Origin of the sequence: Vaginisenegalia massiliensis (assembly GCF_900604935.1) — a bacterium.
Lineage (GTDB): Bacteria > Bacillota > Bacilli > Lactobacillales > Aerococcaceae > Vaginisenegalia > Vaginisenegalia massiliensis.
This window is the reverse complement of record NZ_UWPC01000003.1, coordinates 63664-83947: the sequence shown is the minus strand read 5'-3', so window position 1 is coordinate 83947 and position 20284 is coordinate 63664. Positions and strand designations below refer to the sequence as shown.

Annotated in this window: 14 protein-coding genes, 5 tRNA genes and 1 pseudogene; 4 read left to right on the top strand and 16 right to left on the bottom strand. The window is 40.7% G+C overall.

The window, feature by feature from the left end; translation table 11 throughout:
- Positions 1-64 precede the first annotated feature (64 nt).
- The 6 genes from EIH20_RS02530 to EIH20_RS02505 form a co-directional block, all read right to left on the bottom strand.
- Positions 65-2542 (bottom strand): ATP-dependent Clp protease ATP-binding subunit, encoded by a 2478-nt coding sequence (locus EIH20_RS02530; protein WP_124057791.1) that lies wholly within the window; start codon positions 2540-2542, stop codon positions 65-67.
- A 24-nt stretch (positions 2543-2566) separates the two neighbouring features.
- The gene (locus EIH20_RS02525; protein WP_124057790.1) at positions 2567-3043 is read right to left on the bottom strand and encodes a CtsR family transcriptional regulator; all 477 of its coding nucleotides are present in this window, start codon (positions 3041-3043) and stop codon (positions 2567-2569) included.
- Positions 3044-3166: 123 nt separating this feature from the next.
- Positions 3167-3240 (bottom strand) — tRNA-Arg (locus EIH20_RS02520).
- A 25-nt stretch (positions 3241-3265) separates the two neighbouring features.
- A tRNA-Leu gene (locus EIH20_RS02515) sits at positions 3266-3351 on the bottom strand.
- 24 nt (positions 3352-3375) lie between these two features.
- Positions 3376-3447: transfer RNA gene (locus EIH20_RS02510), tRNA-Gly, on the bottom strand.
- A 133-nt stretch (positions 3448-3580) separates the two neighbouring features.
- The gene (locus tag EIH20_RS02505) at positions 3581-4663 is read right to left on the bottom strand and encodes a LysM peptidoglycan-binding domain-containing protein (protein WP_124057789.1); all 1083 of its coding nucleotides are present in this window, start codon (positions 4661-4663) and stop codon (positions 3581-3583) included.
- Positions 4664-5275: 612 nt separating this feature from the next.
- Between EIH20_RS02505 and EIH20_RS02500 the strand changes: the two genes are divergently transcribed.
- Positions 5276-9475, top strand: coding sequence for a G5 domain-containing protein (locus EIH20_RS02500; protein WP_124057788.1), 4200 nt, complete (start codon positions 5276-5278; stop codon positions 9473-9475).
- A gap of 60 nt (positions 9476-9535) precedes the next feature.
- Here EIH20_RS02500 and EIH20_RS02495 read toward each other — a convergent pair whose 3' ends face one another.
- The 3 genes from EIH20_RS02495 to EIH20_RS02485 all read right to left on the bottom strand — a co-directional run bounded on the left by EIH20_RS02495 (position 9536) and on the right by EIH20_RS02485 (position 11647).
- A complete protein-coding gene (locus EIH20_RS02495) occupies positions 9536-10051 on the bottom strand; it encodes a hypothetical protein (RefSeq protein WP_124057787.1) in 516 nt (171 codons plus the stop codon).
- 648 nt (positions 10052-10699) lie between these two features.
- Positions 10700-11263 (bottom strand): hypothetical protein, encoded by a 564-nt coding sequence (locus tag EIH20_RS02490; protein ID WP_124057786.1) that lies wholly within the window; start codon positions 11261-11263, stop codon positions 10700-10702.
- A gap of 234 nt (positions 11264-11497) precedes the next feature.
- The gene (locus EIH20_RS02485; protein ID WP_124057785.1) at positions 11498-11647 is read right to left on the bottom strand and encodes a hypothetical protein; all 150 of its coding nucleotides are present in this window, start codon (positions 11645-11647) and stop codon (positions 11498-11500) included.
- On the opposite strand from EIH20_RS02485, the pseudogene EIH20_RS02480 reads away from it, so the two are divergent.
- Positions 11621-11833 (top strand): annotated as a pseudogene (locus EIH20_RS02480) (tyrosine-type recombinase/integrase); the annotation flags it as partial. The gene EIH20_RS02485 and the pseudogene EIH20_RS02480 sit on opposite strands and share 27 nt — an antisense overlap.
- Before the next feature lie 128 nt (positions 11834-11961).
- On the opposite strand, the gene EIH20_RS02475 reads toward EIH20_RS02480, so the two are convergent.
- Positions 11962-12034 (bottom strand) — tRNA-Thr (locus tag EIH20_RS02475).
- Between the two features lie 10 nt (positions 12035-12044).
- Positions 12045-12117 (bottom strand) — tRNA-Lys (locus EIH20_RS02470).
- A 136-nt stretch (positions 12118-12253) separates the two neighbouring features.
- On the opposite strand from EIH20_RS02470, the gene EIH20_RS02465 reads away from it, so the two are divergent.
- Both EIH20_RS02465 and EIH20_RS02460 read left to right on the top strand, forming a co-directional pair.
- Complete coding sequence (locus tag EIH20_RS02465; protein WP_124057783.1) at positions 12254-13159, top strand: ABC transporter ATP-binding protein; 906 nt, start codon at positions 12254-12256, stop codon at positions 13157-13159.
- Positions 13156-13944: an ABC transporter permease subunit gene (locus EIH20_RS02460; RefSeq protein ID WP_124057782.1), complete on the top strand. Its 789-nt coding sequence runs from the start codon at positions 13156-13158 to the stop codon at positions 13942-13944. The genes EIH20_RS02465 and EIH20_RS02460 overlap by 4 nt, the downstream gene beginning before the upstream one ends.
- Positions 13945-14073: 129 nt before the next feature.
- Here EIH20_RS02460 and EIH20_RS02455 read toward each other — a convergent pair whose 3' ends face one another.
- From EIH20_RS02455 to EIH20_RS02435, 5 genes are all read right to left on the bottom strand, one after another.
- Positions 14074-15408 carry a D-alanyl-D-alanine carboxypeptidase family protein gene (locus EIH20_RS02455; protein ID WP_124057781.1) on the bottom strand — a complete coding sequence of 445 codons (1335 nt, stop codon included), beginning with the start codon at positions 15406-15408 and terminating at the stop codon, positions 14074-14076.
- Positions 15398-16594 carry a sensor histidine kinase gene (locus EIH20_RS02450; protein ID WP_124057780.1) on the bottom strand — a complete coding sequence of 399 codons (1197 nt, stop codon included), beginning with the start codon at positions 16592-16594 and terminating at the stop codon, positions 15398-15400. The genes EIH20_RS02455 and EIH20_RS02450 overlap by 11 nt, the downstream gene beginning before the upstream one ends.
- Positions 16595-16604: 10 nt before the next feature.
- Positions 16605-17294, bottom strand: coding sequence for a response regulator transcription factor (locus tag EIH20_RS02445; protein ID WP_124057779.1), 690 nt, complete (start codon positions 17292-17294; stop codon positions 16605-16607).
- A 275-nt stretch (positions 17295-17569) separates the two neighbouring features.
- On the bottom strand, positions 17570-19048 hold the full coding sequence (gene guaB, locus EIH20_RS02440) for an IMP dehydrogenase (RefSeq protein WP_124057778.1): 1479 nt from the start codon (positions 19046-19048) through the stop codon (positions 17570-17572).
- A 206-nt stretch (positions 19049-19254) separates the two neighbouring features.
- Positions 19255-20277, bottom strand: a complete 1023-nt coding sequence (locus EIH20_RS02435) for a DUF1129 domain-containing protein (protein ID WP_124057777.1) — start codon at positions 20275-20277, stop codon at positions 19255-19257.
- Between the last annotated feature and the right edge of the window lie 7 nt (positions 20278-20284).

Here is a 20284-nt window from a genome sequence, read left to right as displayed (position 1 = left end):
CCCTAAGTAGACTATAACATAATTTACCTCAAGATTCGAAAGTTAGGCCTTGAGGATCATGACCTTATTTCGACCGGTTGCCTATCTTGATCTTCCCAGAACGCCCACCAATGGTAATTTCATCGCCTAAAACAATGTCGCCATTCAATAACATTTCACTCAATTCATCTTCAATTTGTTTTTGAATAGCCCGCCGGATTGGGCGTGCTCCATACTCAGGATCAAAGCCAGCTTGAGCGATAATATCGACAGCCGTATCGGTAACCCGAGCTTGGATATGTAAATCTTCCAAACGTTTCACAATTTCCTTGGCATGCAATTTCACTATTTGACGGATGTTATCTTTGCTTAAGCTATGGAAGACGATAATTTCATCGATCCGATTCAAGAATTCTGGCTTAAAGGCTTGTTTCAATTCTTGACGGATGCGTTTTTCCATGGCTGCATGATCAGCCGTAAAGGATTTAGCACCAAAGCCAACCGCTTTCTCATCGCGTAGGGCAGTTGCACCCAAGTTAGAGGTCATAATGATGATGGTATTGCGGAAATCAACGCGTCGACCTTTAGAATCAGTCAAGAAACCGTCATCGAAGACTTGTAATAATAAATTAAAGACATCTGGATGGGCTTTTTCAACTTCATCGAAAAGCACGACACTATATGGTTTCTGACGGATTTTTTCCGTCAATTGACCCGCTTCTTCATGACCTACATAGCCTGGAGGTGAACCAATCAAGCGAGATACCGTATGTTTTTCCATGTATTCAGACATATCTACCCGAATCATATTATCTTCACTGGCAAACATGGAAGCAGCCAAGGCTTTGGCTAATTCGGTTTTACCTACCCCGGTCGGCCCGAGGAAAAGGAAGGATCCGATTGGGCGTTTAGGACTCTTCAAACCGGAACGAGCACGACGAATAGCGCGAGCGACCGCTTTAACCGCATCATCTTGGCCGATAACCCGTTGGTGCAACTCATTTTCTAAGTTAACTAAGCGTTTGGATTCTTTGAGTTCCATCTGTTGAACAGGGACACCCGTCGCTAATGCCACTACTTCAACTACTTGACTAGGCGTCACTTGAGGACGAGGCCCTTCTTTAGTTGCAGGTGTTTTTTGGGTCTCTTGGCGCAAGCGTTCTTCAAGTTCTTCTTCTTTGACCCTTAACTCAGCAGCGCGATCAAATTGGCGGTCCAGAATAGCTTTTTCTTTCTGACTAGCTAATTGGCTGAGTTCTTTTTCAAGTTGAGCAACTGAGTTATCAGCCACTGTTTGGTCAATCCGAACCTTGGCTGCCGCTTCATCAATTAAATCAATGGCCTTATCAGGCAAACGACGAGAAGTCATATAGCGACTCGAATAATTGACTGCCGCTAAGACAGCTTCATCGGTAATGTCCACCCCATGGTGGTCTTCATACCGTTTCTTCAAACCTTGAATAATTTGCACCGATTCTTCAGCGGTCGGTTCATCTACTTGAACCTTAGAGAAACGACGTTCTAAAGCCGCATCTTTCTCAATATATATTTGATATTCGTCTAAGGTAGTGGCCCCAATCGCTTGGATCTCACCCCGGGCTAAAGCCGGTTTTAAGATGTTAGAAGCATCAATGGCTCCCTCGGCACCACCGGCACCAATCAAGGTATGTAATTCATCAATAAAGAGGATGACATTGCCATCTTCGGCAATTTCTTCAATGATTTTCTTCATCCGTTCTTCGAATTCTCCCCGATATTTGGTTCCTGCTACTAAAGAACCCATATCGAGCATCATCAAACGTTTCTTAGCGATATCAGCCGGAACGGTTCCATCAACCATCCGTTGGGCTAAGCCTTCCACAATAGCTGTCTTACCCACACCGGGTTCGCCGACTAACACGGGATTGTTTTTCTGACGACGACTAATCACTTGGGTAATCCGTTTCACTTCAGCTTGGCGGCCCACCACTGGATCGAGCTTGTGTTCACGAGCTTGTTGAGTCAAATCACGAGCAACAGCATCCAAAGTCGGTGTACCCTGTGCTTCGGCATTGAGTCCGCGCCCCTTGGCTTGTTGGCCACGTCGAGCATTGGCTTGAACTGCCTTAATGTTCTCCTGTGAAACGCCGATTAATTCATAAACAAGATTGCGCAAAGCTTCCAAATCGATATCCAATTGTTTTAAGAGGACAGTTGCTAGGATTTCTTCTTTCAGCATCCCCAACAAGAGGTGCTCTGTTCCTAATTTCGGTGCCCCAAGACGTTTTGCGTCATTGGAGGCGTTCATAATAATCTTCTTAGAGCGGGGAGAGTATGGGATGACAACTTCGGTCACGAGTGGGGCTACCGAAGAGGCTCCTCTAATTTCTTCTAGGCTAGCTTGTAAGCGTTCGAAACTTGCCCCCACCTCACGCAAGGCTTTGCCGGCAATCCCCTTCTCTTCTTTGGCTAAGCCTAAGAGAATATGCTCTGTGCCAACCGCTTGATGGCGCATGTAATAGGCCATTTCAGCTGCATAAATCATGGCCTGGCGGGCACTTTCAGTAAATAATTCTTCAAACATGGTCTTCACCTCTTATATCTAAATCTAAGCGTCTTCGTTAATGGTGTAACGAAGTTGTTGTAAGAAAGTCTTCAATAGGATAGCACGAGCCTTCTGCTCTTCTTGGCAGATGTTAAGGAGAATCGACTTCTCAATAACCGAAAGAATCAGTGTGCCTTCGCGCCGGGTAATCATTTGGCGATCAACCATGGTCTGAATTAGGTTGATGCCGTTACGTTGGCTAATGTGGTCACCGACGAGATCAATCATTTGATCCAATTGGTCTACTTCATCGACTAAGTGGATTTTGAGGATGCGGATATAACCACCGCCACCTCGTTTACTTTCGACTAGATAGCCGTGTTCTTGGGTAAATCGGGTATTGATGACATAGTTAATTTGTGAAGGGACACAGTCAAATTGCTCAGCGATATCACTGCGTTTGATTTCGACATGTTCGCGTTCCTTCAGGAAGCTTTTCAAGTAGGCTTCAATGATGTCTGACATATTGCGTTGTTGCACGGAATCCCTCCTTTACAATTTAACATTGACTTTCTTTGACCATTATATAATAAATTGACCAATTTGCAACTATTAGATTTGCAAACACAAAAAAAGAACAGCCGAAGCTGTTCTTCAATACGATACACCCAACAGGAGTCGAACCTGTAACCGCTTGATTCGTAGTCAAGTACTCTATCCAATTGAGCTATGGGTGCCTATTATTATCGCACGAAGTGCGTATGCCGAGGACCGGAATCGAACCGGTACGGTTATCACTAACCGCAGGATTTTAAGTCCTGTGCGTCTGCCAGTTCCGCCACCCCGGCAGGTTAGATCGGTCATCTGACAAAAGCGGAAAACGGGGTTCGAACCCGCGACCCCCACCTTGGCAAGGTGATGTTCTACCACTGAACTATTTCCGCAAAACTTACTTACTAGCGAAGTAACAAAAGTAATTATATACCAACCCCGCTTTAAAAGGCAAGTCTTTTTGCGAAAAATTTAACAAAAAAACAGACTCCTCAGTGAGAGAAGCCTGTCATTAATCGTCTTGTCTTAGTTGAATGATACGTGAACGTGATCATAGTGGTTAGCTGTGATGCTACCGCGGTCTTCCATTTGACTCCAACCATTACCTAGGTTGATTTGTTGTTGCCAGATAACGTATTTAATGTTGTTAGCCGCCATGTTGTTCACTGAGTAATCAGCAATGGCGTCCCCTTTAGCAGAGTCACCGTAAACCATAAAGTCTACTGCATTTCCTGTACCATGGTCACCAGAATCACCCGGACGGTATAATGAGAAGTCAGTTACACCATATTGAGCCGCAATTTTTTCTTTGTAAGCTGCTGCATCTGCATCTAAACCAGCGTTTTCTGGATTAGCATATGGATCTTTAGCAGGCGCTTGGGTTGTCACTGCTTCAGACGTTACTGGAGCTTGCGTTGTAACCGGTGCTTGCGTAGTTACTGCTTCAGTCACTGGAGCTGAGGTCGTTACCGCTTCGGTTGAAGCAGGTGCTTCTTGACTAACTGCTTCGGTAACAGGTGCTTCAGTCACTACTTCAGTAGCCACTGGTTGAGCTGTTGCTTCTGATACAGATGAGTAAGTTGAAGTGATGGTTTCAGTTACAGGTGTTCCACCGCCGATAGCTTCAGAAACAGTTGTTTCAGCTTCAACAGCTGGTGTTGTAGTTGGTGTTGTTTGTTCAGCTGGAGCCACATATTCTGCCACTTGATCAACCATAACTTGAGATTCTTGGCTAGGTGCCACACTTAAATCATAATCATTAACTTGTCCTTCAGGTGTTTCAACAGATAAGTTAGTCGCTTTACCTGCATTGTCTACTTGAACGGTGAAGACATTACCAGGGAAGATTAAGTCCACATCAGCGATTTGGTTAATTTCAGCTAACGTGTTCATGTCAATCTTCATCGCTTCAGCAATCACGCTAAGGGTGTCGCCTTCTTTAACGGTATATTTTAATTGGTTGTTTTCATCTTTAACGATATCCGCTAAGACTTGTTCAGCACTACGGGGTGTCCAAGTAGTCGCTGTTTCTTGAGCTGAAATGATGCCACCGTGTGACATTAAAGCTAAGACAGAAGCTCCAATCCATAAATGTTTTTTCAATTTCATAATTAAATCACCTTTTTAAGTTTATTTTAGATAGTTCTCTCTCGACAAGAATCATCTTACCATAAACTTTTGGCTTGAAAATAGCTTTCGTCGCTTTTTAAATAAACTGACTCAATCTTGTAACATTGACGGCTGTCCGTGTCACAATTGCGCTAAGATAGCGGATTATTCGACCCTTGTCTAGGCAAGAAATCGTTACTTAGACGTTTCAGAACAGAGGATTGAAGGTATTTGCCTCAAAATATTGTCCCTTATATTTTTGTAAGAATGTTGCGTAAATTTGTAAGTTAAAACAAAGGCTGCCTGGCTTAGACACTATTATAATGAGGTCATAAATAATCAATTAACTCACACTATTAAAGGAGGCTCCTCTCATGTCAACAGCCATTATTTCTTCCATCTTTGGCGGACTGCTTGCTTACTATCTCACACAAAAGAAAAAATACAAAGGTTAAATAATCTACTATACAAAACAGACCGACTATAAGGATTAAATCCTTATAGTCGGTCTGTTTATTTGAGTTTTTTTATAATTTTCATTATAATTTCTTATTAAAATATTCAATCATTTGTTGTTTAATAGTAGTGATTATAATTAATAAGGAGGAAACTATGGTCGGTCGAAATAATTATCATGAAAAACACAAATATACCTATCAAAGCCAAACGAAATATGTCATAAAACGCCTCAATATCGGTGTCTTCTCTATTGTAGCTTCCCTCAGTTATCTAGGCTACGCGAATCTTCAACCTGTCCGAGCCCAAGGCCAACTAGACACTAGCCAAATGATAACGGAAAACGTCACACCAACTGTATCTGAAACTTCATCAGCTATCATTGATTCAGTCGTCCCTTCTTCTGCTAGTCCCGAAACAGTCACCTCAACGCAAACCCCTGTAATCGAATCTAGTTCAAGTGATTTACCTAGCGAAACCTCTACTAGCAACCAAACTAGCGAATCTACGACCAGTAATCAAACAACGCTAACTAGTGAAACTAGCACAACCTCCTCAGTGATAGATATAACAACAAGTACTTCCGAGCCAATTACAACTAACGCTACTAACTCGCCTAGCCTTGCAACAATCAATCGTCAATTTAGCAGCTCAACTATCAACCAAGCTCTCTATGCTACGGAGACTAACTTCCAATGGTTACAAAATCAAGTCTTAAATATGACCCAAGGGGTAATTGATTTGCGACCTGGGGAGTATCTATTTGATAAATCACTTGTCATTGCAGCAGGAAAAAATATTACCTTCCGCAATGTTGATGAAGTCATTTTCAAGCGAGATCCAGCGGCCACTGGATTTGTCAAACGAATGATTGATGTGGCAGCAGGCGCCGTATTTAATATTGAAAGTCCTAATAAAAACCTCATCTTCGAGGGGGGAGCAGATACTGACACCAGCAAACAGCACCCTTATTTTGACAGCGATGCGGGTTACTTGTTGGAAATCAAGGGTGAATCGACAATTGATGGAGCCGAATTTAGAAACCAATATATGGCTTCGGGCAATTACGCTTCACCAATCTTAGTTACCGGTGCCCAAAGTAATTTGACTTTAAGCAACACTAAAATCCACGATAATAAAATCACCGTAGGATCGAATGTCTCAATTGGCTCAGCTGCGGGTATCCGAGCAACCAACTTTGCCAAGTTAACCTTCAATAGTGGAGTAGAAGTCTTTAACAACACCGCCAATGTCTATTCTACTTTAGATAATATGGGTGTAGTGGCTATTTCCAATGGGGCTCAATTTATTATGAACGATGGTCACCTTTATAATAACAACGCTAACGGCGGGACCATCGTGACAGGTGAAGACCGATCCGAGACCTATAATTATAACACCGCCACTTGGGTACCTTTTGATCGAACGCTTGGACTCGATACAAGTAAACAATTTACCAGTGTTGATCAACTATTCGTATCAGGCAAGAAACCTCAAGCTACTGCTGTCATGACATTAAATGGTGGGATAATTGAAAATAACATCGCCCGATCCAATGGTGGGGGAATCCACGTCGGGGCAAGCAGTCAGGTTACCATGAATGGCGGGATTATTCGACGAAATACCTCCGCTGTCGGGGGCGGCGTTGCTGTCATTGATAATTACACCAAATTTCAAACAATCCGTGACAGTTTAAAACCATTCTCTATCGCAAATATCGCATATTCAGAATGGGAGAAATATTTTGCAGCTAGCTTTACCATGAATGGTGGTGAAATTAGTCAAAACACGGCTAACTATCAATATCAAGACGGCCGTGGGGGCGGTATCTACATCGCGTCTAATCATGTCACTCTAAACTCAGGCAAGATTACCAACAATAATTCCTACTATATGGGTGGGGGGATTCATTTAGCCAATGAATTCTATCACCTCAACCTTAAAAACCTCAATCTAACTAATAGTGCTAGCTCCTATATTAAAGGTGGCAACTTGATTTACTCATCACCTTTCGGTGACTTAGCTATCTTTGATCGCCAGAATTTTACGGCCGGTACCAACCCCAATTGGGATATTGTCCTAGCAGGCAGTAGTCAAACTTTTAAAAAGATGCGAGATCATCTAACCGTCGATATCCCGACTAGTCTTTTAGGTGACTATTATGTTCAATGGCTAGGCCAAGCTAACGACCCCAATTCTACAACTGCCCAAGATATATTCAAACAAGTAGATCAAGTTCAAAATTTCACTGATTCAGGTCTAATCAAATTAACTAATCTTCCTTCTGATATGACGAGTGCTCTTAAGCTAGTTCAATTGGATTTATCTGGTAACTCCGCCTATTATGGTGGCGGTATTTATGCTGGCGGTTTTCTAACGATTGGTGAACCGAGCGGTCAAGAAACAATTGAAATTCGATTAGATACTGATCCACAAGCACCAAATCCTCCATTAGATGCTACCGTGAAATCTTATATTGTAGACAGTGCTGGTAATAAACAATTGGCCAAGGAATTTCAATTAAATAAGGATAATGCTTATTCCTATAATTGGGCCTATTTACCAGATACGATTGATATCAATCGTTTGGTTTTTGAAGTCACCACGAGTGAAGGAACTCAAGAGTATACGGGCGCTGACCTAATTAGCCAAGGTTCACTCAACCAAAGTCTACCATATTTTGACCCTAATACTTATACGATGACTAACACTCAAACTGACCTTTCACTAAAAAATTACCGTCGTTTACTCGCCGCTACGGTCATTAGCTATCAAGATGTCGCCATTCCTATACCTACGGAGATTGTCAAAGAAGATCCGAACATGGACCGTGGAACCGAGCGTGTCGAGCCAGGACAACCTGGGTTAGAACGAATTAAATTCGTCAACGGTGTTGAAGTCTCTCGGGAAATCATTACTCCAGCTACTCCGCCAATTCGCTATGTAGGAACAAAAGATGTGGTGACCTTTCAGGATGTTGAAATCCCAATCCCTTCTGAAATCGTTAAAGAAGATCCGAACATGGATCATGGAACCGAGCGCGTCGAACCAGGACAGCCTGGGTTAGAACGAATTAAATTCGTCAATGGCGTAGAAGTATCTCGTGAAATTATCACTCCAGCTACACCGCCTATCCGTTATGTCGGAACAAAAGATGTGGTGACATTTGAAGACGTGCCAATTCCAATCCCTACGGAGGTTGTTAAAGAAGATCCGAACATGGATCATGGAACCGAGCGCATCGAACCAGGACAACCTGGGTTAGAACGAATTAAATTCGTCAATGGCGTAGAAGTATCTCGTGAAATTATCACTCCAGCTACACCACCTATCCGTTATATCGGAACAAAAGATGTGGTGACATTTGAAGACGTGCCAATTCCAATCCCTGCGGAGGTTGTTAAAGAAGATCCGAACATGGATCATGGAACCGAGCGCATCGAACCAGGACAACCTGGGTTAGAACGAATTAAATTCGTCAATGGCGTCGAAGTATCTCGTGAAATTATCACTCCAGCTACACCACCTATCCGTTATATCGGAACAAAAGATGTGGTGACATTTGAAGACGTGCCAATTCCAATCCCTGCGGAGGTTGTTAAAGAAGACCCGAACATGGATCGCGGAACTGAGCGTGTCGAACCAGGACAACCTGGCGTCGAACGAATTAAATTCGTCAACGGTGTTGAAGTATCTCGGGAAATCATTACACCTGCTGCGCCACCAATTCGCTATGTAGGAACAAGAGATGTCGTGACCTTTAAAGAAGTTCCTATTCCAATCCCTTCTGAAATCGTGAAAGAAGACCCGAACATGGATCGCGGAACTGAGCGTGTCGAACTAGGGCAACCTGGCGTTGAACGAATTAAATTCGTCAATGGCGTCGAAGTATCTCGTGAAATTATCACTCCACCTACGCCACCTATCCGTTACGTCGGAACAAGAGATGTCGTGACCTTTAAAGACGTGCCAATTCCAATCCCTTCTGAAATCGTGAAAGAAGATCCGAACATGGACCGCGGAACCGAGCGCGTCGAACCAGGACAGCCTGGCGTTGAACGAATCAAATTCGTCAACGGTGTTGAAGTGTCGCGTGAAATCATCACTCCAGCTGCGCCACCAATTCGTTATGTGGGAACAAAGGAAGTTGCTGAGGTTACGCCTATTCCACCTGAGCCAAACCACCCAGAGCCAACTCAATCAGAACCGGTTTTACCAAGCACGACTGAAGAAGTTGTTCTGCTAGAAAGCACCGTTCTACCCGCAACTGGTGAGGAAAGCAACAATAATGACCTCATTGCCTTAGGGTTAGCGAGTCTTGGACTGGTTCTTCTACCCTTCAAGAAAAAGAAATAAGATCTCTTATCTTTATCTAAATAAAGAGCCTGTATCTTAATCGATACAGGCTCTTTGCATTTAGCGAAAACGCCAATAATTAATTATCGTATAAAGTAATTGTAGGTTAATATCAGGCTTTTGATCTAAGTCCTTGACTAAGGGGCCAAAAACCTGCCAAAATTGATTCACCATTTCTTGCTGATCGCGGGATGTCAATTTTTGGCGTTCTAAACGATTTTCTTGAATATTAACAGTATATAATTCCCTTAACTTGGCATTACTATCGAATATGTATTGCCGGTCATCCACCTTGAAGCTATAGAAGTTCGGCGACTTCGAAAGCTCACCTCCCTTGACCACAAGTTCCTGTGGATCCATTGATTGAGTCTGCTTTTGAAGAATTAAAGAACTTTCCCAAACGTCAATGTGATCAGCTAATACCACCATCAACGGTTCTCGGTCCTCAGCATGCGGAAGATTGCGACTGTAATGAAGTTCATTAGCATGGAAATTAGCTAAGACTCCTAAGCCAAGCCCTCCTAGCAAAGCAATGATCGTCAAACTAAGCAGAAAAAATTTTAGGAATTGCTTCACTCTTATGCTCCTCCCTATAAAATTTTATTGATAATGTTCTCAAACTTAGCATACTCAAAAATGATGTTATACGCTAGCAAGTAACCTTTTTACACTTTTAACAGCCACAAAAAATTGGATTTTGCAGAATTTGATATTTCGTATTTTTCATGTAACTCTTGCAAAGCATTCCCTTTTCGGCAAGAATTTTTCAGCATTTATCTCCGTAAAGGTTTAATTTCCTCTTTTGTTTTTGAGACACTACTTTTTATTTTTTCGTTAATACACGGTAATCCTCTAAAATACTTCTAAATCTTCTGATGGCTGTTCATATAGATAGAGTTTTTCAATCTCATACTCCATTAACTCTCTTCCAGGTATTAAACCATTATAGAAAAACAACAATTTTTTTGACAATTACTCAATAAAATTTTAATACTATTAAAAATAGCTACTTATCCTCGGTCCAATACCGACAATAAGTAGCTTGGGATAGAAGCGTCTTATTTTTATTACATGTTGTAAATTTTATCTAAGGCTTATATACCTATTAAATTATTATTTTAGTGATTATTAAACGGTGTGCCATCGGGACCAATGCAGTCTCCATTAGCAAATACAGAATAATTTCCTTGAGCAGATGGGAAAATATATGCTCCTACTGCACTATCAGTTTCTTTCTTCAGGAATAAAAACATGAATATCTTTTATTTCTGGATTCTTCATGAAACGATGAATGTAAATTCTACGACCCAATACTTTATTTTCTTCAAAAATTTCTTCTATTTCAAAATAAATTTTTTCATCTTGCTTATTAAAATAATCTAATATCTTTTGTTCATAAAATAATTGTCCTCTATACTTAATTGAATTTCTGTTTGCTTTACTGTCTTGAAGTGAAACATTAAAACCGTTATTTTTACCAAAAAAATTATTCACTTTTTGTTCTTTCAAGTCCTTTAAAGGTATTAAAAACTTTTTAAATGCTGAAGCAATAAAATGTCCTTTATCTTTATATTTATCTTGCTGAGATTTAGACTTATCATGATTTATCTTTCCAAGCATTTTATTGAAGTAATCTCCTTTGACTTCTTTTCTAAGCATCACTTTAAAAAATTTTTTACTCTCCGAGAAAATAGGCTGTTTCTCAACACGTTCGAGGTCTTCAGGACTAACTTCATATTCAGTACTTATATTATAATAATTTCCATCATTAACTTGATCCAATTTCATCTTTCCGCAAGAAGTATTTATTTCCATATTTTTTCTCTCTTAACTTTCTGCTCTATTTAATTCTTAAACATCAAAACCATTATATCGCAATAATATACGCACTTATACAGTACGAATGTATTAATTAAATATCCTCCACTATCCTCGCCTTGTTTCACTCTCGTGCCCATTACATCCTAACGGATTTCATATGGACTCGATTGAACCTTCAGCTTCAGATAGTGGAGGATATTTTTATGACACCATTTGATTCACACGATTTTGTACTTGCCTTGCATCGTACCCAGCTTTTACTAATCGTTGTACACGATCTCTGCCGTTACCCCATAAGCCTCGAATTACTTCTCGAGCAATCGCATCATCAAAAATAATGATTTGCCTCACATCACGCTACACGGATTTAGACACACTCACTGCTCTTTACTGTTTGAAGCAGGTCTTTCCATTAACGAGGTCAAAGATCGCCTTGGCCATAAAGATATTACAACGACAATGAATATTTATGCCCATCTAACGGCCAATAAAAAAGATGAAGTGGCCGATAAGTTTGCTGCCTTTATGGACATTTAGTCCTGATATTCAGTTTTCAGGCAATATTTCAGGCAATATCAAATTTTTCTACGCAATTTTGAATATATGAAGTAAAATTTTTGCACAAAAAAGCCCACCGTTTCCGGTGGGACAAGCTTTAATTTGTATGCCAGCTGCAGGGATCGAACCTGTGACCTCCGCGTTACGAGTGCGATGCTCTACCAACTGAGCTAAGCTGGCAATATCTGAATGACCCGTGCAGGATTCGAACCTGCGACCCACTGATTAAAAGTCAGTTGCTCTACCGACTGAGCTAACGAGTCAATAAACGACTTCACTATGATACTTCAATAGAGCTTACTTGTCAATATTTGAAAATTTATTTTACTAACTGATATCTAAGCCCCTAGCAAGGTGTATAATAGACCTAATCAAATAAGGATTAGAACGGGGGTTTTTATGGAAACGCAAGCTATTATTGAAATAAACGACTTATGCAAGAATTACGGCACCTTCGCCGCTTTAGATCATTTATCCCTCCGAGTCATGCCCGGGGACTTTTATGCCTTCATTGGTCCCAACGGCGCCGGCAAATCAACCACCATCCGCATCCTACTCGGTCTCATTCAGAAAACGTCTGGCCAGGCTCAGATTTTAGGTTACCCTTGCCAGCCTAGCCAAAGCGATTTACTTAAACACATCGCCTACTTGCCTTCAGAGTCAGCTTTTTATCCTCATCTTAAAGTCAAAGAGGTTCTGCGCTTAGCTGCTAAGCTGCAGGGCTTACAGTCTACTGATGAAACTAAACGCCTTTGTCACTTATTTGAATTAAACCCTCAACTCAAAATTAGCGAATTATCTCTAGGTAATCGTAAAAAGGTCAGTATCGTTTGTGCCTTACAACATCAAGCTCAAGTTTATATCTTTGATGAACCTACCTCAGGATTAGATCCTCTCATGCAAGAGCGCTTTTGGCAAGAGCTCCAACAACGCAATCAAGCAGGAGCTACAGTCTTTGTCTCTTCGCATGTCCTTTCTGAAGTACAGAAATATTGTCATAAGGCCGCTTTTATCCGTCAAGGCCAAATCATTCTAGAAGATACGATCAGCCATTTAGTTCAATCGGCTGCTAAACGAGTCATCCTTCATGGCATCAGTCAGTTTGATTCGATTGAAGGCATGTCCCAAGTGACTTGCCAAGGTGAATCGATTAGCTTCCTTTATCAAGGTTCGGTTGCGCGTCTACTCGACCATCTTAGACCGTTCCAAGACCGGTTGCTTGATTTGCAAATCCAAGAATTATCCATGGAAGAACTCTTCCGTCACTACTATAATCAAGGTAAACAGGAGGTTAGCCAGTCATGACCCTTATTCAACATGAATTTAAACAACATCTACAATTAACCTTGATTTGGGCTATCTCTTTAGCTTTGTTTGTGGCCATGATAATTACCATCTATCCACAAATGGCCGATCAAATGAATCAAATGTCTAGTTTAATGAGTGGGTTAGGCATGCTTACTTCTGCCCTCAACATTGATATTAAAAGCATGACTACCTTACTAGGCTACTATGCCATGGAAGTCGAGAATATGGTTGGTATTGGCGGAGGCCTCTTTGCCGCCTATCTCGGCGCTCGTCTGTTAAGCAAAGAAGAAGCCCTACATACTGCCGAATTTCTCTTTACTCAGCCAATTAAGCGGCATCAGGTTTATTGGCAAAAACTAGTGGCCTTGGTTGGCCTTATTCTTTTATTAAATGGCTTGATTGTCTGCTGCTCATGGAGTTTAATTCACATAACCCACCAAACGGTCCCCTTAGACCGCTTTGTCCAATTTCATCTAGCGATTGTTTGCTTACATCTAGACTTAGCCCTCCTTTGTTATGGCCTTTCAGCTATGAGCCAACATTTTACACCCTCAATTGGCTTGGGATTAAGCTTTGGTCTCTATTTCTTGAGTATCCTAATTAATCTTTGGGATAAACTAGATGTAGCTCGCTATGTAACGCCTTTTCAGTTCGCCTATGCAGCAGATATTATCAAGCAAGGAAGTTTAGACATCCCCTTACTCACTAGTAATTTTGCTCTAGCTCTAACTATTCTATTGATTGGTTTAGTCTGCTTCTGTCGCCGAGATTTAGCCGCTTAACATACTATAATGAAGAAAAAAGCGAATAGCTACTCATAACACAGGTCACTCTTCTATCTAGAAGACTGGTTGCTTGAGTAGCTATTCGCTTTTTGTTTTTTCTATTAATCTAGTTTGTCTTTCAACTCTCTAGTTAAACAGACTGGTAAAGAATTTGCGGAACCATTCCATAATTCCGATTACTAAGTTAACCAAGAAACGCCAAACTTTAAGATACCAAGGGGCTTCTTTTACTTCCTGGCTATTAACAACATCCACCTTGTTTGCTACAGCAGACGGTAGGTAGTGGACATTGGCTCCTTTAGGACGAATCGTCATCTGACCGACCACGGTTTTAGCTTTCAAAGGAGCTTTCAGTTGCCCTTTATTATTAAAATATGATTTCGATTGACTAAACTGATAGTCTAAACGCGGCGTAGTATCGACTACCGGTACAACTAAGTCCAAATCACGACCATAAGATAAAGGAACAGTGGCTTGTCTGGCATTTGCTGATTCAATATCTCCACCCTGGGTTACTTTATCTCCCTTAGAAACAACATGTTGCGACATATAAGCGGCATATACATAGTCATACATACGTTTACTATCATCATATCGAGCAGCACTATCTTCGGATCCCAAAGCAACAGAAATCACCCGAAAACCATTTCGTTGAGTCGTCGACACTAAGGCCTCGCCATCATGAGCAGCTGAGCCAATAATCAAACCATCCACGCCTTCATACTCATATTGGCGACCTGCCAACATTTCATTGTAATTGCGCATCTCAAATTCGTCATCCGTACCCTTTTGGAAGAATTTTTTCGGTGTTTGGGTATATTTAAGAAATTCAGGATGTTCTTTGACTAAATGATAGGAAATCACGGCGACCGCTTCTGCCGATAACTTTTGTTGTTCTCCTTGTTTAATGGATTCTTTATCTTGGGGCTGATATTTATCACTCAAGCCCGTAGCATTAACTAAGTCTGTTCCTTGAATACCCCAATCTGCTAATTGCTGATTCATCTGCTTAGCAAAAGCTTCCTCTGATCCTGCCACTTGTTCAGCTAAGGCGACAGCAGATCCATTGGCCAAAGTGATGCCGATTGATTCTAGCAAATCCCCTACCTTGTATTGGACATCTTGGCGCAGGGGCACATTGGCAATATTGTAATCTTGACTGATAGCATAGGCATGGTCAGAGATAGATACCTTGGTATCTAGACTTAACTTCCCTTCATCAATCGCTTTATAGGTTAAATAAACCGTCATGAGCTTCGTGATCGATGCAATTTCGACGGGTTTTTTACTATTAGATTCAAATAAAATCTGCCCATTGGTGGCATCAATGGCCATCGCTGATTTGGCACTTAAGTCAACCTGAGTTGTCTGTTCTTGAGCAAAAACAGCAATCGGACTCGCTATACTTGAAAATAGGCAGAGTCCGACCCCTAGCTTTTTACACACTGTTTTAATGTTCATCTTTCGTCACCTTATCTATTCGTTGTGGAAGCTCCATGCGGAACTTCAATTGTTGATCCTCAACAATAGCATACACATGACCATGATGTAATTCAACAATATTTTTTACAATCGCTAATCCTAGGCCTGCCCCACCCACATCAGATTGACGAGCTTGGTCCGCTCGGTAGGAACGGGAAAAGATGACTTCCAATTGGTCCTCCGGAATTAATTCACCGTCATTGCAGACTTCTAAACGAATCTGGCAATTATTCTCTGAATCATCTAAATTACATTGGCAAACTTTGCTGTCTTGCATACACTTAGCTGTAAGCACAACTTTTGTCGCTCCATGACCATATTTAAGCACATTACTCAATAAGTTGTGATAAACTCGTGCCATTTTCTCGACATCAAGAATTAACTCCAGATTCTGCGGTTCAATGACAATCTCTGCCTCAATATCTTTCTTAGAAAGATCCACTTCAAAGTCCGCCAAAATTTGCTCTAAGAAGGTCGCCATCTGAATCCGTTGCGGTTGAATCACATAACTAGTTTGGCGCGAGACGGTATAGAATAATAAATCGGAAACCAAGGTCTGCATCTGTTGAGCCTTACGATAGGCAATATGACTATAGTCAAGTAATTCTTCTTCTGTCTTATATTGTTTATTTTCAATTAAACCTAAATAACCAATAATCGAGGTCAAAGGAGTCCGCAAATCATGACCGACATTAGCGATTAACTCATCTTTGGTTTTCTCAATTTTTCGTTCTTCCTCCATGGCATGAACGGTACTATCCACGAGGTGGTTGACACTTGAAACCACTTCTTTGATTTCACTAAAATCAGATTCAGGAATACGATAATCATAATTTCCTTTAGAGATATATTTAACAGCATCCATCACATGTTGGAAATAAATATGTTTCAAAAGCCGGTTAATCCGCCAGATAACATAGGTAATTCCTGTAATCACAAACATAAAAGTCACAAAGAAATAGAAGAGCGAGATAGTCTCGTCACTCAAAGCTAACTGACCTCGCAGCGTCCCTTGAAAATGAGTAAATTTAAAAGGGTAGTCGATCATTTCAAAGCATACGAAAATAACACTCATATAGAGTAAAGCTTCTATAATGAGTGTTAGAATGATGTCGCCTATGAGATCTCTTCGTTCACGCGAAGTCAACTCCATCTTAGGTTCCATTTATAAATCCTCAGGCTTCAATCTTGTAGCCAACGCCCCAAACCGTTTGGACGACTTTTTCGCCACCAGTGGCTTCTTCAATCTTATCACGCAAATGACTCACGTGAACCATAACGGTTTTAGCTGAGACGATACTTTCTTGGTTCCAAACTTGTTCAAAAATCTCTTCGGCCGAGAAAACCCTATTTGGATGACTAGCTAAAAGATAGAGAATGCCGAATTCCAAAGCCGTCAATTGAATATCTTTACCTGTCACTGTTTTCACTTCATGAAATTCCTTACGAATCACAAGAGGTCCTACTTCAATTACGTTTGGTTCTTCCGACGCCGTATACTTGTATTGGCGACGTAAAAGCGATTTAACCCGAGCAATAACTTCAAGTGGATTGAAAGGTTTTGAAACATAGTCATCCGCACCTGAAATTAAGCCTTGAATCTTATCATTATCAGAAGCTTTAGCACTAATAATAATGACTGGAATACCATGATTTTGAGCACGTAATTGTTCAACCACTTCTAAGCCGTTGATTTTTGGCATCATAATATCAATAATGACTAGCTGAATTTCTTCATCATTCTCTAGATAATCCATGGCTTGTTGGCCATTATAAGCCTTCACAACTTCATAACCTTCATTTTTTAAATAAATATTTAATAATTCAACTATTTCACGATCGTCATCTACGATTAGTACCCGCATGTCATTATCACTCCTTTTTTTAGATAGTTTATTCCTATATCAACAAACTATTTCTATATTTCACAATACTAACATTATAATACATAATTTAATATTTAAAAGCATTAAGTTCTATTCTTTAAACTTTAATAATTAATTTGCAATATTTGAAATATGACAAAAAACAACCTAACTCTAGGCCTAAAGGAGAGGCATTTATCCTGAGGATAAACTCGCTCATTGACACACAAGTTAGATTGTTTTTAAAAAATATTAATTAAATTTATTTATATGATTTATTGTCGTGAATAGTTTGGAGCTTCTTTGGTAATTTGAATATCATGTGGATGTGATTCAATTAAGCCCGCTCCACTCATTCGAATAAATTGTGCTTCTTCACGAAGGCGTTGAATATTTGGTGCTCCACAGTAGCCCATTCCTGAACGCAAGCCGCCTAACATTTGGAAAATAATATCAGAAACAGCACCACGATAAGCTACGCGACCTTCAATTCCTTCTGGAACCAATTTATTAGCTTCATTCTTCGATTGGAAGTAACGATCACTTGAGCCTTTAGCCATCGAAGCCAATGAACCCATACCGCGATAGACTTTGAAGCGACGTCCTTGGAAGATTTCGAATTCACCTGGCGATTCATCTGTACCCGCTAGCATAGAACCTAACATGACAGCATATCCACCAGCAGCTAAGGCTTTTACGATATCGCCTGAGTACTTAATACCACCGTCTGCGATAATCGCTTTACCAAATTCTTTAGCTACCGTCGCACATTCGTAGATGGCGGTTAATTGAGGAACCCCAACACCTGCTACAACCCGGGTTGTACAGATTGAACCTGGTCCAATACCAACTTTAACAATATCTACACCCACATTGAAGAGCTCACGCGTTGCTTCACCGGTTGCTACATTTCCGGCAATAATAGTCACATCTGGATATTTAGCGCGGATTTCTTTAATTTTACGAATTACACCTGCACTGTGGCCATGAGCAGTATCAATAACAAGAGCGTCAACTTGTTCTGCGATTAAAGCTGAAGCGCGTTCAAACGTGTCGGAGGTTACACCAATCGCAGCGGCAGCTAAAAGGCGGCCGTGTTGGTCTTTGGCTGCATTTGGGAATTCAATGACTTTTTCAATATCTTTAATGGTAATTAAACCAGCTAAAACACCGTTTTTATCGACAATTGGTAACTTTTCAATGCGATGTTGATGAAGAAGTAATTCCGCTTCTTTTAGAGAGGTGCCTTCTGGAGCTGTTACTAAGTCTTCCTTAGTCATGGCATCGCCAATTTTTTGACTGTAATCGGTAATAAAGCGTAAATCGCGGTTAGTAATAATCCCAACTAAGCGACGATTTTCAAGATTTTCTACAATCGGCACACCTGAAATACGGTATTGGCTCATCAAGTTTTCAGCATCTTGAACGGTATCTTGAGGAGTTAAGTAGAATGGATCTAGGATAACACCATTTTCTGAACGTTTTACTTTACGAACTTCCATGGCTTGTTCTTCGATCGACATATTCTTATGAATAACCCCTAAGCCACCTTGACGGGCCATGGCAATAGCCATTTTTGAATCCGTAACAGTGTCCATAGAAGCTGAAATAATTGGAATATTTAAATGTAAGTTAGGAGCTAGGTCAACCGATAAATCCACATCATTCGGTAGTACCTCACTCTTAGCCGGAATTAATAAGACGTCATCGAACGTATAGCCTTCTCTTGCAAATTTTGTTTCCCACGCAGTCATGTAAATCCTCCTTCGTATATTTCCATATAAATTATCATTTTTACGAACTATATTCAAGTATCTTTTAATTAAAATTCGCTAATATTTGGACTTGTTTCTGAAAACGCCCCCTCTTTTACAACATATTAAGTCGAAATCCTCGAAAAAGAGAACATTCAAGTAAGAATGCTTACAAAAAAAAGTCTGGTCAAAGACCAGACTAAACTTTAGAATACGCCACCGCGTACATTCCATTTCTTTTTAAGATAGAAGTGCAAGGCTAAGGTAATAGAACCTATAAGAATGTAGAAATAAGGAGGCAAGGTAATATTAATTGATTTAGGTAAAATCATAGAAGAGCCAGACACTGCTAAAATCCATAGCATCATTGTTCCAATTGAAATGGCAAAATAGCGTAAATAACCTTTCTTCTTACCTTTAGGCGTATCAAGATCTGGCATAGCTCGCGAAGTAAAGAGCATGGCTACGCCAGCCATTAAATAATTAATTACTAAGGTGATAATACCTAACGCAGCCGTTGATTTTGTCGTACCTCGCATCAACATAAAACCAGATAAAATTGTGTACATAGATCCCAATACCAGACCACCATCAATTGCTAGATGTTTTTCTGGTGATTTTGCTTGCGGATCATCCGTAGGGAATTGTTGTTTCAGAATAGTTTGTGCACACTCCGTTGGCGTGCCATATAATTGACGCGCTGTTTGTCCGGTATGTTGTCCTTCCAACAAGGTCTCACATAATTCTGTATAGACTTGACGGCGGACTTGGCTCGCTAAATTTGCCGCGGCCAAATTCTTGTCTAAGGTAATCATGAATTGTTGATTACGCTTGGTTAAGCGATTAAAGACATCTGCATCAACCACTGCTAATAAACCTTGTGATGCTTCTTGATTAAGTTCAGCATCTTGTAGACTTTCCTCTTCAGAATGAACTGTATCTTCAACAAGTGATTGATCATCTTCTTCAGGCTCAAGCATAGGGCTATCTTGGATTCCTTCATCCGCTACTGGAACAGAAAGGTCTGCTTGTTCGGTTGTCTCTTCATTATTTGGGGCGAATTCAATTGTTTCGCTTGCCTCGTTCATAGCTTGATCCGCTTGAGCTACTGTTGAATCAGCGGTTACACCTTGATTCAATTCTTCAGTATGAGTTTTAGCTTCCTCCACTTGGGTGTCCACTAGCGTTTCTTGATTATCTACTGTATCTTGGATTTCTTTTTTGGTCATCTCATTC

Excerpts from the sequence above, each read along its gene's own strand:
- EIH20_RS02500 (WP_124057788.1), top strand. The coding sequence starts at position 5,276 with ATGGTCGGTCGAAATAATTATCATGAAAAACACAAATATACCTATCAA.
- EIH20_RS02445 (WP_124057779.1), bottom strand. The coding sequence starts at position 17,294 with ATGCGGGTACTAATCGTAGATGACGATCGTGAAATAGTTGAATTATTA.
- EIH20_RS02465 (WP_124057783.1), top strand. The coding sequence starts at position 12,254 with ATGGAAACGCAAGCTATTATTGAAATAAACGACTTATGCAAGAATTAC.
- EIH20_RS02505 (WP_124057789.1), bottom strand. The coding sequence starts at position 4,663 with ATGAAATTGAAAAAACATTTATGGATTGGAGCTTCTGTCTTAGCTTTA.
- EIH20_RS02530 (WP_124057791.1), bottom strand. The coding sequence starts at position 2,542 with ATGTTTGAAGAATTATTTACTGAAAGTGCCCGCCAGGCCATGATTTAT.
- EIH20_RS02450 (WP_124057780.1), bottom strand. The coding sequence starts at position 16,594 with ATGGAACCTAAGATGGAGTTGACTTCGCGTGAACGAAGAGATCTCATA.
- EIH20_RS02460 (WP_124057782.1), top strand. The coding sequence starts at position 13,156 with ATGACCCTTATTCAACATGAATTTAAACAACATCTACAATTAACCTTG.
- guaB (WP_124057778.1), bottom strand. The coding sequence starts at position 19,048 with ATGACTGCGTGGGAAACAAAATTTGCAAGAGAAGGCTATACGTTCGAT.
- EIH20_RS02435 (WP_124057777.1), bottom strand. The coding sequence starts at position 20,277 with ATGACCAAAAAAGAAATCCAAGATACAGTAGATAATCAAGAAACGCTA.
- EIH20_RS02490 (WP_124057786.1), bottom strand. The coding sequence starts at position 11,263 with ATGAAATTGGATCAAGTTAATGATGGAAATTATTATAATATAAGTACT.
- EIH20_RS02455 (WP_124057781.1), bottom strand. The coding sequence starts at position 15,408 with ATGAACATTAAAACAGTGTGTAAAAAGCTAGGGGTCGGACTCTGCCTA.